Raw genomic sequence first — 16,840 nt, 5'->3', positions numbered from 1 at the left:
CCCATTTGTCATACATCCCAATGGCGCCAGAGCATGAACTGACTCACAAAATGACTTGCGAATTGTATCTTAGTAAGGTCATCAAGGAAAAATGGAACCGTAAACCATAGAAAATGAAACCTAGAATCAGTATGGTCTCTTTGGGGGTCGCCGACTTGGAGAAATCCATCGCATTTTATCGCGATGGACTGGGACTGCCCATGCTCCCCTCCCCTCCCGGGGTTGCTTTTTTTAACCTGAACGGAACTTGGCTTGGACTTTCTGGGCGTGAAAGTCTGGCAGCCAATGCCGGTGTTCCCTCCGAAGGAAATGGATATACTGGAATAAACTTGGCCCATAACGTAGCTTCGGAAAACGAAGTTGTGGAAGTCTTGGAACAAGCCGTGAACGCGGGTGCCGTATTGGTAAAATCTGCCCAAAGAGCGGATTGGGGCGGTTTCCATGGCTATTTTAAAGACTTGGACGGTCACCTATGGGAAGTGGCCCACAACCCGTTTGCTTGGGTGGGCCCCGAGGATTAGGCCCCATATCCCAATCGGTCTGGGCGGAACTTTCCCCATGATCCTTACTTACAAAAAAATCACTATCTTGTTGATGTGTAAGATTTTACATCGAACACCTAAGGCTCCCCCACAAAAGTTCACGTATCAACAATCAAAAACATGTAGGTAATGAAATCATTCACCCTTGCCAGTCTTTTTCTTCTCTTTTTTATCGCTACCCATGGGCAACAGACCATCCAAGGGCGCATTACCCAAGCGGGAGCACCCTTGCCAGATGTGCATGTGACCAATCTTGATTCAGGCGCACAAATTACTTCAGACCGGGAAGGAATGTATCACATCCAGGCACACCCCAAGGAGGAGTTGCGGTTCACCTATGTGGGGATGGATACGGTTTCCGTCATTGTGGAGGACATTACCCGAATCCTCAATATAAAAATGAACCTACGGGTGGAAGAATTGGAAGAAGTAACGGTTTCCAAGACCATTCTCAAAGGCCAAAAAGAACTGGAACTGGAGTACGATTCCAACCCCAATATCATCAAATCGGCCTATGGGTATCTGAACAAGGAGACTTCCGGTTACTCCCTTCGAATTTTAGAAGAAGAAGAAATTGAAATGGCACCTCAATTGGACTTTTTACTTACGGGAAGATTTGCTGGAATCTCTGCTAGGTGCAACCCCTTTAGTGATGAACTTGAAGTGTATGTGCGTGGCAAAGGTGTTGTTTTTGATGTGGATGGAGTAATCTTGTATAGGATAGCTTGCAGTACAATATTTGGCAATATTCGAAGAATAGCATTTATTTCTGGGCTTGCAGGGACGACACGATATGGCTTTGGTGTAAGAGGGGTAATGATTATCAATACCAAGACAGGCACTATCACCCCAAAAGAACCTGATGGCAAGCCCTACGACCAGGCCCGTTTGCGGAACAACTACCTCACCGAGGAGGTCGCCGATGTGGAGGGTCTTGGCGCATCCTTGCCCAGTTATTTAAAAGAACTTCACGAGAGTGGATCTACCCAAGCCGCCAAAACCGTATTTGAAAATAATAGGGCCACCTATGCCCATCATCCGTTCTTTTATCTGGACTCTTATCGTCATTTTTACGAGACCGAAAAGGAAAAGTCTTATGCAGATGGTATCTTAAATGCTTATCATGATCTAGCCGGGAATAATCCTGTGTTGTTGAAAGCCATGGCCTATGTCCTTGAAGCTCAGGGACGGCAGGAAAAATCCCATTCGGTCTATAAACAGGTCTATAAACTTCGGCCAGAATATGCACAAAGTTTCATAGACATGGCCAACAGCTACCGCGATTTGGACAAGCCGGAATCCGCAGCCTCGCTTTATGCCCGACATTCCTATTTGCTTGACAAAGGTCTTTTGCCCAAGGACAGTATGGAACTTTCGGCGCTTATGGAAAGAGAGGTGGATAATCTGTTTGCCTTGGACAATGGCTCTTTGAAAATTCAAAAACGAAAGAAAACCGATGATGAAAATGACACCCGGTTGGTGTTCGAGTGGAACGACTCCGAAGCGGAATTCAATCTACAGTTTGTAAATCCGGGCAACCAATATTTTGAATGGAAGCACACTCAAGGGGAAATGCCGGAAAGAATCCGTTCCGAAAAAGAACTGGGGTATTCCATGGCCGACTTTTTACTGGATGAGGAACTCTTGGGTGATTGGAAAATCAATGCCACCTACCATGGCAACAAACAGCTTACCCCAACCTATCTAAAAGTTACCGTGTATAGAAATTACGGAAGCAGACTGCAAAGCAAGGAGGTCCACGCTTTCAAATTGGCCACAAAAGGGATGAACCAACATCTTTTTAAACTAAGGATTCCCGCTGGGGTAGCGCACCATTAAAGGGTTTTTGGGCGTACTTTTTGAAAAGCCCCAAAAGACCCAATTAAAAGAACGTTGCAATTAAACGTCATTCCTCTTTTTTTGTTTGACTATTCTTTGTCATCCATATTCCATGGTATAGGAAAATACCTATTAAAAAGTAGTATAAGGCTTATAAATTATTTGTACATTGGAAATCAACCCTTTGCTTACTAGAGGGTTTGATTTCTAAAGGGCAGTCTTTTATAGCATGAACAATACTATCCAATATCTATTACTGGCAATTCTTATAAGCATATTTTCCTTTCTGCCATTTGCAAATAGTTCTGCGTATGCTGATCCGACCATTGTATCGAAAACTTTATTCTTCGTATACGGATTGATTTTACTTTCCATCCCTTTTGTATGGTTTGTTTTTTTCGCAAAAGCAAACAATCGATTTCAGGTTTCGCGTATTGATCTTTGCTTATGGGTATGGCTATGCTATGTGGTACTGAATCGTTATCTCTTTCAGTCCCACTATGGTTTTTCAATCCGCTTTATTGAACTCATTGGTCTTTCCTTCTTGTATATTGTTATACGTACGATTCCCCTAAGATTGTACGGCATACTCTTGTTGGCTATTATAGCCTCTGGCCTTTTACAGGCCATTTACGGTATTGTTCAATTGACGTTTCTGCCTCCCACAGATACAAAATTTGGCATTGTAGGGAGTTTTTTCAATCCCGGGCCCTACGCAGGGTTTCTGGCTTCAGTTTGGCCCTTGGCGTTGGGATGTTACCTGTTCAAAAAAGAGATTGTATCAGAATTGAAAAAGACTTTTGGTCCAACCAAAGTGGAGGTATTCGGTTTAAAAGTAGCCACTTACGCTTTTAATCATTTGTCCTGGATAGGTTTATTGACCATTCTTATTGTTCTCCCTTCCACACGCTCAAGGGCCGCTTGGCTAGCTGTATTGACCTCTTCCCTTTTGCTCATATTGATAAAAATATTCCAAGTAAAGAAAATACGCACTTGGAAATCGATCCCCAAATATCAGCTTAGAGCCATTATTTTAAGTACCCTGATTATTTCCGGGGTTGGTTTGTTTGCACTTTATCATTATAAATCAAATTCGGCAAATGGAAGAATCTTGGTATGGGAGGTGTGTGCCGATATGATCAAGAAAGCTCCTGCATTGGGTGTAGGGTTTGATCGCTTTGGTGCCCATTATATGGATTTTCAGGCCAACTATTTTGAAGCGCATATCAATTCTGGCAGTATGGGATTGGCCGATGACGTTCGTTATCCATACAATGAAATTTTACAGATTGTTGTAGAGAACGGCTTTTTAGGTCTTCTGCCCTTTGTAGCAATTCTCTTCTTTTTGGTTACGCTTCCTGGTAAAGCAGGCACCATAGGTCAAATGTTCAAAGGAGTGCTCCTCTCCATTTTTATCTTTGGGCTCTTCTCCTATCCTTCCCACATATTGCCCATCAAAGCAATAGGCGTAGTGTCCCTTGCCTTTTTGTCAAGTAAAGACATACACCCATTCTACATTCAAATAAAGAGAAAGCTTCCCTCATGGGCCACCAAAAGTACCAAGGTTGCGCTAGGCGTTGGCATCCTACTATTAACCATACAACTCATCCGATATACCAAGACCCTCGAACTGGGGTATAAAAATTGGAAAAGAGCGTTGGTGCAATACGATTATGCCCAATACTCAAGTAGTGTCGACCTATTTGGTTCAGCCTCCTCAAAGGTGCTACATACCCATGGAGACTTTCTTATGCAATATGGAAAAGCCTTGGTGATGTCCAAAGACTACGAAAAAGGCCTTATAACCTTGAAGCAATCGCAGCGCTATCTTAACAACACCATTACACAAATAGCATTGGGTGATGCTTATAAAGCCCTTGGGCATTTCACGGAGGCAGAAATGGCATATGCATTGGCCTCCAAAATGGTGCCGAGCAGGCACTATCCGCAATATCTTATGGTAAAGCTTTACCAAGATACAGGCGAGTATGACAAGGCACGCAAAGCGGCACTGACTTTTTTATCCAAACCCGTAAAAATACCATCCAAGGCCATTAGGGAAATGACAAACGAAATCAACGAAATAATCAATGAAATGGAAAACAAGTCTCGCATATGACCCTGGAGTCACATAAAAAAGGGAAAACCTTAAAGGTCATGTAGAGATTCCCAACCCCACAATGACCACCCATCCAAAATTGGATAATGACAACAAGAATTACCTTACAAAACAAATATTATAACAAATTAATAGTATTATACCTACATTAATAATACTTTTTTCTTTTTTATATTGAAATAAAATTCTTAAGTTAGTCTCAATAATAATTCTCCCCCACCCCGTATTGTTTTAAGGTTCCCTCCTATAGAGAAATCAAACCCTTCCTAAGATGGGTTTACACATAGATGATTATTGATACTTAAAAACTGAATCGTTATGACTTAGCTGGCATGGGACAAGAGGAAAGTTCTTGAAATATCAAGTACATATGCCCTTTTTACAGAAACGGGCTTGGTGTTCGGTACCTGTAGCGCCTTCCATAAGACAGGTACAAGAGGTTAAAACATATTATAAACTAAAAGACTTTACAATTATGAAAAAGGCAATTACCGTTTTAGCGGCAATCGTGTTTGCAGTAGTATTTTTCGTAAGCAGTAATAGCTCTATCAAATCCGATGGTTATGATTTGGCTGGTCTAATCTCCTTAAATTCAGCAAATGCTGAATGTCAGTGGAAAGGATACACGATGCAATATCGTTGTTCGTATGATCAGTGCACCTATTTGGGAGGAGGTTTTTACTGTGATCCTGTTGGCTCTGGGCCTTAAGATTCGTGCTTTTTAAAAAGCACATATAATATTTTTAATCCAATGGCTTACGGTTAGACCATAATAAATGGCACCCTGGAATTTTCTAGTAAGTAGGGTGACAATTTATAATACAAATGGGATAAACGTTGCCTTTGGGTTTTTGAGCCATTTATGGATTGTAATTTCATTAAAAAACAATCCATTATAAATTAAATAAAGGAGATGGTTTTATCCAATAAACCAAGAAAATTAATTTTTGAATATCAATTATTGTATGAAATCAAAACTCTTTCAACATAAAGGCGGATTTGGTATTGCCTGTCCGTCTTTATTTCTTCTCACCAAATTTTTAATGGTGGCATCCCTTATCTCCATCTTTTATTCATGTCGAATAGAACAGAATAAAATCAATAATGAAAAGAGTGGAACCTTAAACACCACTGCACAATTAGAGTTCATTAAAAATAAATCATACCCACTTGACAAAGAAACAGCTGCGCGTCCTAATTATATTCAGTTGTTCACAGATTCATTGGGAAATCAATATTTGACCTTTCTGAACACCTATAATCGATCCATATATTTTTACGATTACAAGAATCTGGATTTCATTAAAAAAATACCATATGAGTTCAATGACCCCAAGGGCCAAAAAGATATTGTCGGCTATCTTGTTAAAAGCGCCGATTCCATTTATATGTTGTCCAACTCAATGGATATATCATTAATGAATGAAAAGGGCAATATTATCAAAAGCCTATCGCTTAATGAAGGGAGAGGACTGAACGGGGACCCTATGGATTGGATTTTTTCCTTTCCAGTATATCATAACAACTCTTCCATTCCATTAATCAAGGGCAAAAACGAACTGCTTATTACGGGACAATTTCCCAATGAAATCCCAGATTCAGTCATTACAAAATTCCCAATTCAATCCCATATTTCATATTCATTGGACAAAGTTCGTTTTACACACCATTATCCTTATGAAATTTTTGGGAACAACTATAATTGGGGTGGCTGGTTACCTATGCAAGTGTATCCTCAATTACATCCGGATGGCGAACGTATCATCTATAGCTTCACCCCTTCCCATCATTTATATATCAGTGACTTAAACAATCCTGAAGAGCCAATAAAAGTTTTTGCTGGCAGCAATTTTTCAGGACCGATTTCTTCTTTTGACAAAAAAACAAACGGAATGGACTCTGAGGAATTAGAAGCAAAGCTCGTTGAGGAGGACCGATATTGCACCATACTGCATGATCCAATCCGAAACGTTTATTATCGTTTTCTAAGGCGAGCCATGCCCAATGCCCCGAAAGGAGCAAGCTGGAAGAAAAAGGATATTGCGGTCATTATTCTGGATAAAGATTTCAGCTATCTGGGAGAAACCACTCTTGGTCCGGGAGACCTATGGCATTGGGAAAATTCTTTTGTTACCCAAGAAGGCTTGAACATTGAATACATAGACAAAAATGATGTGGATGAAGCCTATCTTACCTTTAAGGTTTTTCTCCCTTCAGAAATAAAGAAATAATATATATATGAAAAAAAATATTGGAACCATATTGCTTATTTTAATAGTAGCAAGCACCTTAATTTCCTGTAAAAAAGGAGAACCCGAATTGGAACAAGATCATATAATATCTGTCATGGACAATTTTGATTTGCCCAGCAACACCGAATGGATGGTCATTCTTCCCGGTTTAGGTTGCAAGGGGTGTATCCAGGAAGGAGAATATTTTATAAAAGAAAATGCCCGCAACCCAAAGACATTCATAGTCTTGACCAAGATAGAATCCCTTAAAATATTGCAGCATAAGCTAAATATCAGGGTAGATACCATTCCCAATGTACATGTGGACAAGGAAAGCAAATATGTGCTCCCTACCAATAACAGTATTTATCCATGCATTGTACATCTAAAGGATGGCACCTATGAATCCCATGAATTTCAATCTCCTGAGAACGGCAATGCCTTTGAACGACTTGCCGCCCAACTTTTGATCAATGCCAACAATGCCACAAACTAGATAGAGTTTCATCGTTTTCCATGACCACAAGGTTTAGTACAAAAAAAAGGGTTCTATTTAGGCCCTATTCCATTGTTCCTCTGGGTGTTTTCCTACTATTTCTGTGCATTTTAGGGCTTTGTTGGCTTACAGCCCTGATTGTATTTTTAGGACTGCTTGTTTTGTTGGTCCTATGGGGTATTGATCAAATCCAATCCAATCGATTAAAGGGGTTTGTTCGTTTTTTATCGATTTTCTTTCTCATATTTCTTGCAGTACTAAGCATAAGGCTCTTTGTATTTGAGGTGTATACCGTACCCAGTAACTCCATGGAAAATACTGTGTACACTGGCGATATCATTGTCGTTAACAAGTTGATCTATGGCCCGGGAATCCCTCTGGCCCTAAAGGATGTTCCGTGGGTGAATATATTTTTCTCCGATAAAAAAGGTGCCACTCCCGAAGATTCGCAATATATATGGTCTTCATTAAGATTGCCCGGACTCGCCACCGTTCCAAGAAGAGAGGATATTTTGGTATATCAGCAGGCCTATGGTTTTTATATTGTAAAACGTTGTATGGCCTTGCCAGGTGACACACTGACCATAAAAAATGGGGAGACCTATGTCAATGGAAAACATAGAACACCTTCCAAGGACATCAAAGAGGATTACCAGATTAGACCGACCAATACAAAACCTTTTTTCAGCACCATGGATAGTTTGGGTATAAATGGGCCCTTTTCCCCAATTCCAGATACCTCAAACCTGATCAAGGCGACACTATCCAAAAACGAGATGGCCACGCTCCAAAAAAATGAAAATTATCAAGTCCTACAAAAGGACTTGGACAAATCCCTTAAAGACAGACCTCTTTTTGCGAATCCAGAAGAAAACGAGTGGACATTGGACAATATGGGACCACTGGTTGTACCCAAAAAGGGAATGGAAATAAAAATCAACCCTAAGACATATGCTTTGTACGGTGCTGCCATAAGCGATTTTGAAGGCCAAGAGTGGGAGGAAAACAATGACATCTATTATAACAAGCATGGAGAAAAAATAGAGGCTTATACCTTTACACAGGATTTCTGTTTCTTAATGGGGGACAACCGTAAACACTCCATAGATTCCAGATACTTTGGGTTTGTTCCTGTTTCTAACATCATAGGGAAAGTACCTATGATACTTTTTTCAACAAGCTCTTGGAAATCGTTCAAGGAACGTTTCTTTAAAAAATTAAATCCTTGAGTTTACCATATCACTCTTTTTTTGACCAATGTTTTCGGAATGATTTCCACTCTGATTCCTCGGTTTGCCAGTCACAATAAATGGATATCCCATCTACCAATTTTTCCTCTTGATTTACATTCAAAATGCTTCTTTGTATAGTTTTCAGGGTATTGGGAACACTCTCAATCTTTAGGTTCCGAAAGTTATGAAGCTCTTCCCGGTTAACGAATGTGCCCACAGATATCAGAAACTGCGTATCGGGATTCAGCTCTTTAAGGGTCTGTATATCCTTAACCTGAGCAACACAATTGGTTTCAAACAATTCTTGTGAATCAATCATCGTGTCAAAAAAAAGAAATGAGAGCTGATCTACGTATGGAACCAAACCTTCCAATTCTTTGGTGGAAGTTTTCCGCTTCCATGATTGGGTACCTGTTGGTGTGGCCACCACTACAGAAGAAATAAAGGCGTCTGGAACAAGTTTGCGCAAGCGTTCATGGAAATAATTGACATTGTTTGGATATGCATCATTATCTCCAGCTTTTTCCCTGGAAACCGTCCTGTCCAGATATGGGTTTCCCTTTACGATATACTCAAAATCAACATGCACTCCCGGAACTTCAAGATAATCAATCAACCTTTTGGTATCCTTGAGCGCATTTTCGGTCCATAAGGAATCCCCCAGATACACGGTTTTGTTCTGAATACCTCCAATCCACGGCAAGATGATGATCTCAGGGTAATAGGCCTTTAACTTGCGTACGCTTTCCTTTGCCAACTGGGTAAAGGGATATCTGGGCAAGTGGCCATCATTTTGATAAGGCCCCGAGAATAAATAGGCATACTTTATATGGTTTTCCCTTAGGGTTTCAGCGTACTCCTTCAGGTCGTTTTCAGTCAGTTTTTCTCCAGTGCTAGGTTGGGTACCCCGAAGATAAATACTTTCGGACCACACTGCATTTTCCTGTCCCAGTAGACTTTTGTCTATTGCAATGGATTCCTCACATCCGAAAATCAAAATAATCATAAGTATTGAAAAGAAAAACCTTGGTTTAAAAGGCTCTCTTTGCCTAAAGTTTTGTTTGAAAGATAGCATTTGAATGAAATGTATTTATAATTTTACTGTATATATTGGCCCAAGTGGTTGATCTGTGGAATAAGTGTCCTTCCTTTTCAAAAAAGGTGAATTGGGCATTTTTGGAGTTCAAAAGGCCTACGTCATTGAATATAAATTTCATTTTTTCTGAAATTGGATCCATTTCCCCATAGAAGCCCAGCAACATAATATCGGTATTCCAATCCCTTGGAAAGGAATCCATATCGCCCGAAATGAGGACCACCCCACCAATATTGGACACATATCTTCCTGCCTTTGCCGCTAACATACCTCCATAACTGGATCCCATTAAAATGATATCCTCCGCCCCAATTTGTTTATGATCTTCCAAAAAGTGTATTGAGGCCACTATGTCCGATATTTGATTAGGAACCTTGTTTTTCAGGGCATAGCTATTTGAATACCCTGAAGACCCCTGATAATTAATGGACAACACATTAAACCCGTACTGGGTAAGTACGTAGACCATTTCGCTCCACATAGGAGTGCTTTGGAGAAATGGCCCCCCATGGATATAGAGTACCGTTTTCTCTGATGCAGCCACATTATTGTTTGATGGCCAAAAAAAAGCTTTTACAAGCGTATTGGCGGCATGATTCTCTATGTTCAAAAACTCAGGGGCAGGCATCTCCAAGCCTCTTTCACCAATAGTATTGATTGGTTTGATATCTCTATTGCCCAAATTAAGATGCTCTATGCCCATAGGGGCATTTAAACTATATCCCATGAGGTAAACATCATCTTTGGAAAGCTCTAGACTTAACTGATAGCCCTTTGTGGCAGTGGATACATCTTGTATTATTGAGTCAATGCGAAGATCAGAACAATAAAGCCGGGGAAGTCCTTTTTCATTTCGGGTATAATAATAATAGGGACCATAGTTTGAATAAGTGCATTCCGTTACATTAAAATCGCCCTCTGTCAATTTTTCCGTTGTACCACTCCCTAAATCAAATTTGAAACATTGGAAGTATTCTTCATTTTTCAACCTTCCCGTCAACAAAATCCAATTATGGTTTACCGTAAAGTTTGACACCTCGCTAAAATCGTCCAATGGATATGATGATAGGGTTCCATCATCAATATCTACTTTCATAATAACTGGTCTTAACGAATCTTCTATGAAAATAAGGGAGGAATCATCCTTCCATTGAAAGCTTGAATAGGGTGACTGAACCACATAGGAATCGTCCATAAGGACGTTATCGATGTAGTCATAAACATATATTCTGGAACTACTATTCCGGGTCGCCATATAAGCCATATACCTTCCGGATTTTGAAAATTCTATAGAAGGAATACAATTTTCGGAAGGAGGAATCGCTATACGCTGTCGACTTCTTTTGTCAATATCCAATCCAAACAAATCGTAAATCCCTGAATCAGGATTATACTCCTGAAATACCACTTCCTTCCCATTAGGATGCCAGGTCAAGGATAATTGGGTAAAACCTGAATAATCTACAAGACTGGATTGAGAGGCCTCACCTGCATAAAGACTGAAAGCACTATCTCTTGATTTTTTCAGAAATTTGGTTCCGTCCAGGGAAGAGCTTACGGGAGCAGGATACTGGCGATCAATCACGGCCAGGACTTCATCATGGATATTGTCTCCTTTTACGGTATCACAAGAAACCAAACTCCAAATTAACCATGGCCATACCCATAAAAAAAGTTTAGTTTGCATTTAAAAGTTTCTCTCTTAAAATTGTACCGTCATTTTATCTTTTCTGTACATTGTTTGGGAATCTTCACGAACTTTTTCATGCCTATTGCATTGCACATTAACTCCTTCGTGAAAAACTACCATGAATGAACTTCTAAGGGGAAACTTATATCCGTTTACATCGGCGAACCTAACCTATTTCCCCAGTAAGCAAGTCCCTGCTTTACTGTTTTGGGCTCATGTTAAGTAGACCTAATCAAACCGTAAATTCAATAGTTTAATATTGAAAGAATATACTTTCTACAATATAAGTATTTTCTTTAAAATAAATGAAGGGAAAAATTAACCAAGACAAAAAGGTCAATCTGCTCAACTATAATTGTTCATGATACTTCCGTAGAGCCTAAAAACCATTTTAATATCCTGATATGACGGCAGTGTTTCCTATAAAAAAGTGCTTGAAAACCCCTGTAACCAATTAACGTAAATTTTGAAATCGTATAACAGTATAGAAAACAGGAGGGTGGGAATCCGCATATTAACGGAAAAAGACTCCAGAGTTTGAATTTCTCTGAAGCCTTTTGTCTCTGCTCCCCCTCTTGGGCTCGAACCAAGGACCCTCTGATTAACAGTCAGATGCTCTAACCAACTGAGCTAAGGAGGAATATTTTACCTTAAGCGGGTGCAAATATAGCAGATTCTTTAATACAGTACAAAGAAAAAAATCGCTTTTCTATTTAAAAAGCCATTTATACAAATCATTCCCGTTGGCAAACAACAATAAAGCAATCAACAAGAAGAACCCGACCATCTGTGCATACTCCAAAAACTTGTCACTGGGCTTGCGTCCCGTAACCATTTCATACAATAGGAATGCCACATGCCCTCCATCCAGTGCCGGTATGGGCAAGATGTTCATAAAGGCCAACATAATGGATATAAATGCTGTGGTAGACCAGAATGTGGCCCAGTTCCACGTATCGGGGAACAGGCTGCCGATAGCCGCAAAACCTCCAACGCCCTTGTAGGCCCCGGTCTCGGGGTTAAAGATCTTCTTGAGTTGTTTCACGTAGCTGGATAAAGTAGTCACCCCTTTGTCTATCCCCGCAGGAATGGCTTCCATAAAGGTATATTCCTCGGTATTGATCTTAAAATATCCTTGTTCCTCAAGATCTTCCATGGTATACCCCCCAACTTCCAATCCCAGCATGCCTTCGGCATTTACATGGGCCGTTACCTGATCTTGTGAACCATCTTGTCGCTGCAAGGTGATATTGATATCCTTATCCTTGTTTTTCTCCAGAAAAGCAATTACCTGGTCCCTGTATACAGCTGCTTGGCCGTTAACGGCCAAAAATTTATCCTTGGGCTTGAATCCAGCTTCTTTGTTGTGTGAGGTTTTGGGCACCTTGTTCACCACAAAGGGAACCCTAACACTCAAAAAGCGTAGTTTGTCCTCGTCATCCAGTAAGGTGGAAATAAAATCGATCGGGATTTCCTTTTCAATGCGCTCACCATCTCGAATAATGGTAATACTGTTCCCGTTGATCAATTCCCCAAAAACACTGTCAAAGGATTCCAGTTCCTTGCCATCCACAGCAACAATTTTGTCCCCAGTCTCTATCCCTAATTTGTCCCCAATGGTTTTTTCGGTTACCCAAACCCCATCTTTAAGGCTATCGATAGGAATGTATTGCCTGCCATAGGAATACGCCATGCCAATGTAGATGACCACAGCCAGAATAAAGTTGACGGTGACACCTCCCAACATAATGATCAACCGTTGCCAGGCCGGTTTGCTCCGGAATTCCCAAGGCTTGGGCTCTTCCTTCATTTGCTCGGTATCCATACTTTCATCAATCATCCCGGAAATCTTCACATAGCCTCCCAAGGGCAACCATCCGATACCGTATACGGTCTCTCCTATTTTCTTCTTGAAAAGGGAAAACTTTACATCAAAAAAGAGGTAGAATTTTTCAACCCGTGTCTTAAAAATCTTAGCGGGAATAAAGTGCCCAAGCTCATGAAGTACAATGAGTAAGGACAGGCTAAGAAAGAATTGAATTGTCTTTATAAGTATGGGACTCATCCGAAGTGTTTTGTTAAAACCCACAAAAGTAACCTTTTACCTAGTGATATGAAAACAGCATGATGAACAGAGGTTTGTTTTAAGAAAGATTTAGCACCAAAAACTTGTTTTCACCTTGAAGAATCCTCCTATCAGCCGTAATTTTGCAAGTATGTTGTCCTTCTTTTCAAAATACAAGTTCTTTGGAGCTGTCCTCTTGGCACTTTCCGCCGTGATCATCTATCTATTTTACAATGCCCTACAGCCCCAAAAGCTGCTCCCGGTGTACCAACCTTCCATGGTGGACCCTTCTTTGGTGGATAGCACTTTACACTACAAAAAGAAGTACCATAAAATTGCTGATTTTGAACTGGTCAACCAAAACGGGGAAACCATCACCCAAGACAATTACAAGGATAAAATCTATGTGGCCGATTTCTTTTTTACCACATGCCCTACCATTTGCCCCATAATGACCAAGAACATGACCGAAATCCAGGATGCCATTTTGGATGATGATGATGTCATGTTGCTGTCCCATTCCGTGACCCCGGTCATAGATTCCGTTCCCCAATTAAAAAAATACGCCCTGGAAAAAGGGGTCGTGGATAACAAGTGGAATTTGGTCACGGGCGACAAGAAACAAATTTATGAGTTGGCCAGAAAATCGTATTTGGCCGTGAAGACGGATGGAGATGGCGGCCCCTACGATATGATCCATACCGAAAATTTTATCCTTGTGGACAAAGAGCGTAGGATCAGGGGCTTTTATGATGGCACCAACAGAAAGGAAATTGACAAATTGCTCGAGGACCTTAAAACCCTGAAAGACAGCTACACAGAATAGAACCAAAGCCTTACTCGCCGTTCGGTTACGGCTTTATATGTTTTTTATGTATTTTTGCTGTTACTTAAAATCAATCTAAATAAATATAGTGGCTACAGTTGCGGATCTTGTGCATGGGCAAAAAGGAGTGATCAAGGATTTTTCGGAACATATCCTCCCCATAAAACTTTTGGAATTGGGATGCTTGCCCGGAAATATAGTGGAACTGGTACAGGTTGCCCCGTTAAAAGATCCCATCTACATCAATCTTAGCGGAAGCCACATCGCCATAAGACGATCATTGGCCCAATGCATTGAGTTGGATATTATTGAAGATACGAAGGCCCTATGAGCAAAAACATCAATGTTGCCCTGATCGGCAATCCCAATACCGGAAAGACCTCTGTTTTTAACCAATTGACGGGCCTTAAGCAAAAGGTGGGCAATTATCCGGGCATTACCGTGGAAAAGAAAGAGGGCATCTGCAAACTCCCCAGAGGCGTAAAGGCACATATACTGGACCTTCCCGGAACCTACAGCCTCAATACTACTTCCTTGGACGAAAGTGTGGCCGTTGAACTTTTGCTCAACAAGAACGACAAAAACTATCCGGATGTCGCCGTGGTGATCAGCGATGTGGAAAACCTTAAAAGGAACCTCCTACTATTCACCCAGATCAAAGATCTTAGGATTCCGGCCATCTTGGTCATCAACATGGCCGACCGTATGTCCAGAAAAGGGATTTCATTGGATGTTGCGGCAATGGAGAAAAAACTGGATGCCAAAATTGCTTTGGTAAGTACCCGAAAAGGCAATGGCATTGATCGCTTAAAGGAGCTTATTGCGGATTACAAAAGTCTGTCCACATCCCCCAACATAGACACCACACGGATTGCCCCGGACTATTTTGGAAGATTGCAGAAAGCATTCCCCAACGAAGATCTTTACAAATTATGGTTGGTCATCACCCAGGATGTCAACTTTATGCCCATTGAGAAAAAACGAATAGAGGATGTCACCTCATTTTCCACCAAGTCCAAGGACGAACTCAAAAAACTACAGCACAAGGAGACCGTGTTGCGCTACCAGTTCATCAACAATGCGCTAAAAGAGACCTACAAAGTAGATTTCTTGGCTGCCAAGGGACTTCGTGCCTCCATAGATAAGGTCCTTACCCACAAGGTTTTTGGCTATCTGATTTTCTTTGCCATTTTACTGCTGATTTTTCAAGCCATTTTTGAATGGAGTTCCTATCCCCAAGATATCATTGACGAGCAATTCTCCATGGCTGCCGAATGGATCAAAAATACTTTGCCTCCAGGGGTCCTCACCGACTTGTTGGCCGAAGGAATCTTGGCCGGAATAGGGGGAATCGTCATTTTCGTTCCTCAGATTGCCTTTTTGTTCCTGTTCATTTCATTGTTGGAAGAATCTGGGTACATGAGCCGAGTGGTCTTTCTTATGGACCGTTTGATGCGTCCCTTCGGGCTAAGTGGTAAAAGTGTGGTCCCGCTAATTTCTGGAACCGCCTGTGCCATTCCAGCGGTAATGGCCACCCGGACCATAGAAAACTGGAAAGAACGTCTTATCACTATTTTAGTGACCCCGTTTACCACCTGTTCGGCGCGATTGCCAGTGTATCTTATCCTAATCGCCCTCGTTATCCCCGAGGGAAGTATTTTGGGCGTGAGTTATCAGGCATTGACTCTGATGTTGCTCTACCTCATCGGTTTTGGAATGGCGATTTTCTCTGCTATGGTCCTGAATAAAATATTGAAGATAAAAAGCAGGGGGCTCTTTATGGTGGAAATGCCCACCTATCGCCTACCCCTTATCAAAAATGTGGCCTACACCGTATTGGAGAAAACCAAAAGCTTTGTGTTCGGTGCGGGAAAGATCATCCTGGCCATTTCCATCGTCCTCTGGTTTTTGGGGTCTAATGGTTTCTCGGATGATTTCCATGATGCGGAACAAATTGTCAACACCCGAATTGAAGAGGAAGGCCTTAGCACGTATAGCAAAAATTATATCCAAAACAACATCAACACTTATGAGCAGGCTCTGGCAACCGATTATGCTGGCCTAACCTCCGAAGCCGTGCAGGATTCCATCCAAATCAGGACCCAAGACCTCATGGAAAGGGCCAAGGCACAAGAGATCGCCAGTTACAAACTGGAGCATTCCTACATCGGCTATGCTGGAAAGGCTTTTGAACCCCTGGTGAGGCCCTTGGGCTATGACTGGAAAATTGGCATTGCGGTACTGACGTCCTTTGCCGCCAGGGAAGTATTCGTGGGCACCCTTGCCACCATTTACAGCGTGGGTAGTGATGAGGAAGAAACCATAAAAAATCGGATGGCAGCAGAATTAGGCCCAATGGGGAAACCCCTGTTCAATCTGGCTTCTGGAATTTCACTGATGCTTTTTTATGCCTTTGCCATGCAATGTATGAGTACCTTGGCCGTGGTGAAACGGGAGACCAATTCATGGAAATGGCCCCTGTACCAATTGGCCTTTATGAGCATATTTGCCTACCTTGTTGCCATGGTGGCCTATCAAATTCTTAGCTAATGGAACTTCAGCAATTAATGGTCTATATCATCGTTGCCCTTGCCGTGGGTTATTTGGTCTGGAAATTTCTCCTGCCCAAATCCATGCTTTTTGGCAAAAAGAAAGGTTCCAAATCCTGCGGGCAGGACAATTGTGGTTGTGGATAAAATTTCCT

The 16,840-nt window shown here is 41.4% G+C and carries 13 protein-coding genes and 1 tRNA gene; 10 read left to right on the top strand and 4 right to left on the bottom strand.

Annotated features, from left to right (window positions below; translation table 11 throughout):
- Positions 1-113 precede the first annotated feature (113 nt).
- The 6 genes from F8C76_RS13575 (at position 114) to lepB (ending at position 8,456) form a co-directional block, all read left to right on the top strand.
- The gene (locus tag F8C76_RS13575) at positions 114-521 is read left to right on the top strand and encodes a VOC family protein (protein ID WP_152132252.1); all 408 of its coding nucleotides are present in this window, start codon (positions 114-116) and stop codon (positions 519-521) included.
- Between the two features lie 150 nt (positions 522-671).
- A complete protein-coding gene (locus F8C76_RS13570) occupies positions 672-2,381 on the top strand; it encodes a DUF2135 domain-containing protein (RefSeq protein WP_152132251.1) in 1,710 nt (569 codons plus the stop codon).
- Positions 2,382-2,958: 577 nt separating this feature from the next.
- On the top strand, positions 2,959-4,500 hold the full coding sequence (locus F8C76_RS13565) for an O-antigen ligase family protein (RefSeq protein ID WP_170284030.1): 1,542 nt from the start codon (positions 2,959-2,961) through the stop codon (positions 4,498-4,500).
- 965 nt (positions 4,501-5,465) lie between these two features.
- Positions 5,466-6,731, top strand: a complete 1,266-nt coding sequence (locus F8C76_RS13560) for a DUF4221 family protein (protein WP_152132249.1) — start codon at positions 5,466-5,468, stop codon at positions 6,729-6,731.
- 7 nt (positions 6,732-6,738) lie between these two features.
- The gene (locus F8C76_RS13555; protein WP_152132248.1) at positions 6,739-7,227 is read left to right on the top strand and encodes a hypothetical protein; all 489 of its coding nucleotides are present in this window, start codon (positions 6,739-6,741) and stop codon (positions 7,225-7,227) included.
- A gap of 20 nt (positions 7,228-7,247) precedes the next feature.
- Positions 7,248-8,456: a signal peptidase I gene (gene lepB, locus F8C76_RS13550; RefSeq protein ID WP_152132247.1), complete on the top strand. Its 1,209-nt coding sequence runs from the start codon at positions 7,248-7,250 to the stop codon at positions 8,454-8,456.
- Positions 8,457-8,466: 10 nt separating this feature from the next.
- On the opposite strand, the gene F8C76_RS13545 is transcribed toward lepB, so the two are convergent.
- The 4 genes from F8C76_RS13545 to rseP all read right to left on the bottom strand — a co-directional run bounded on the left by F8C76_RS13545 (position 8,467) and on the right by rseP (position 13,310).
- A complete protein-coding gene (locus F8C76_RS13545; RefSeq protein WP_152132246.1) occupies positions 8,467-9,465 on the bottom strand; it encodes a glycoside hydrolase family 18 protein in 999 nt (332 codons plus the stop codon).
- A 43-nt stretch (positions 9,466-9,508) separates the two neighbouring features.
- Positions 9,509-11,242, bottom strand: coding sequence for a S9 family peptidase (locus tag F8C76_RS13540; protein WP_152132245.1), 1,734 nt, complete (start codon positions 11,240-11,242; stop codon positions 9,509-9,511).
- Between the two features lie 569 nt (positions 11,243-11,811).
- Positions 11,812-11,885 (bottom strand) — tRNA-Asn (locus F8C76_RS13535).
- Positions 11,886-11,954: 69 nt separating this feature from the next.
- Positions 11,955-13,310: an RIP metalloprotease RseP gene (gene rseP / locus F8C76_RS13530; RefSeq protein ID WP_152132244.1), complete on the bottom strand. Its 1,356-nt coding sequence runs from the start codon at positions 13,308-13,310 to the stop codon at positions 11,955-11,957.
- Positions 13,311-13,461: 151 nt separating this feature from the next.
- Between rseP and F8C76_RS13525 the strand changes: the two genes are divergently transcribed.
- From F8C76_RS13525 to F8C76_RS18745, 4 genes are all read left to right on the top strand, one after another.
- The gene (locus F8C76_RS13525) at positions 13,462-14,136 is read left to right on the top strand and encodes an SCO family protein (protein WP_129655373.1); all 675 of its coding nucleotides are present in this window, start codon (positions 13,462-13,464) and stop codon (positions 14,134-14,136) included.
- 85 nt (positions 14,137-14,221) lie between these two features.
- Positions 14,222-14,467: a FeoA family protein gene (locus tag F8C76_RS13520; RefSeq protein WP_116216888.1), complete on the top strand. Its 246-nt coding sequence runs from the start codon at positions 14,222-14,224 to the stop codon at positions 14,465-14,467.
- Positions 14,464-16,686, top strand: coding sequence for a ferrous iron transport protein B (gene feoB / locus F8C76_RS13515; RefSeq protein ID WP_152132243.1), 2,223 nt, complete (start codon positions 14,464-14,466; stop codon positions 16,684-16,686). Before F8C76_RS13520 ends, feoB begins: the two co-directional genes overlap by 4 nt.
- Positions 16,686-16,832 (top strand): hypothetical protein, encoded by a 147-nt coding sequence (locus tag F8C76_RS18745; protein ID WP_165357430.1) that lies wholly within the window; start codon positions 16,686-16,688, stop codon positions 16,830-16,832. Before feoB ends, F8C76_RS18745 begins: the two co-directional genes overlap by 1 nt.
- Positions 16,833-16,840: the final 8 nt, after the last annotated feature.

It is taken from the genome of Flagellimonas olearia (assembly GCF_009184425.1).
Lineage (GTDB): Bacteria > Bacteroidota > Bacteroidia > Flavobacteriales > Flavobacteriaceae > Flagellimonas > Flagellimonas olearia.
This window is presented reverse-complemented; position numbering and strand designations above follow the sequence as displayed.

What these genes read in the sequence shown, in the direction of transcription:
- F8C76_RS13575 (WP_152132252.1), top strand. Translation starts at nt 114, where the DNA reads ATGAAACCTAGAATCAGTATGGTCTCTTTGGGGGTCGCCGACTTGGAG.
- F8C76_RS13570 (WP_152132251.1), top strand. Translation starts at nt 672, where the DNA reads ATGAAATCATTCACCCTTGCCAGTCTTTTTCTTCTCTTTTTTATCGCT.
- F8C76_RS13560 (WP_152132249.1), top strand. Translation starts at nt 5,466, where the DNA reads ATGAAATCAAAACTCTTTCAACATAAAGGCGGATTTGGTATTGCCTGT.
- F8C76_RS13555 (WP_152132248.1), top strand. Translation starts at nt 6,739, where the DNA reads ATGAAAAAAAATATTGGAACCATATTGCTTATTTTAATAGTAGCAAGC.
- lepB (WP_152132247.1), top strand. Translation starts at nt 7,248, where the DNA reads ATGACCACAAGGTTTAGTACAAAAAAAAGGGTTCTATTTAGGCCCTAT.
- F8C76_RS13545 (WP_152132246.1), bottom strand. Translation starts at nt 9,465, where the DNA reads ATGATTATTTTGATTTTCGGATGTGAGGAATCCATTGCAATAGACAAA.
- F8C76_RS13540 (WP_152132245.1), bottom strand. Translation starts at nt 11,242, where the DNA reads ATGCAAACTAAACTTTTTTTATGGGTATGGCCATGGTTAATTTGGAGT.
- rseP (WP_152132244.1), bottom strand. Translation starts at nt 13,310, where the DNA reads ATGAGTCCCATACTTATAAAGACAATTCAATTCTTTCTTAGCCTGTCC.
- F8C76_RS13525 (WP_129655373.1), top strand. Translation starts at nt 13,462, where the DNA reads ATGTTGTCCTTCTTTTCAAAATACAAGTTCTTTGGAGCTGTCCTCTTG.
- feoB (WP_152132243.1), top strand. Translation starts at nt 14,464, where the DNA reads ATGAGCAAAAACATCAATGTTGCCCTGATCGGCAATCCCAATACCGGA.
- F8C76_RS18745 (WP_165357430.1), top strand. Translation starts at nt 16,686, where the DNA reads ATGGAACTTCAGCAATTAATGGTCTATATCATCGTTGCCCTTGCCGTG.